The organism is Paenibacillus sp. 01T422 (assembly GCF_056398785.1).
The window spans coordinates 1-351 of record NZ_JBFTQB010001746.1 but is presented as its reverse complement, the minus strand read 5'-3'; the positions used below and the strand labels follow the sequence as shown (position 1 = coordinate 351).

The 351-nt window shown below is 41.7% G+C and carries 1 pseudogene; it reads left to right on the top strand.

Annotation, left to right across the window (positions count from 1 at the left end):
- Positions 1-14 precede the first annotated feature (14 nt).
- Positions 15-351 (top strand): annotated as a pseudogene (locus tag AC1DUA_RS41035) (diguanylate cyclase); the annotation flags it as partial.

Here is a 351-nt window from a genome sequence, read left to right as displayed (position 1 = left end):
ATGAGGAGAATCATATGGAACTATGGATCGAAGAATCCCGCCAAAGGTGCTTGCAACTAGGTTTGGACCCTACCAAAATACCTTTGCCAGGTTTTAAACTGACGGCCAAACAGCTTCAAGAAGAGAAGCATAAGTATCGGAAGATTCTAGTGGTAACTAATTATTTTGCAGAAAAATTATTAGCCTCCTTGTCAGGGACACCTCATCTCATAGTCGTAACGAGTGATACAGGTTATATACTAGATAATTATGGCGATGAGACGATGAAGTCGACAATCAATAGGCTGKGCATTCAAGAAGGCATCAAGTGTGATGAAGAATTTATGGGGACGAATGTGGTAGCGCTTGCTC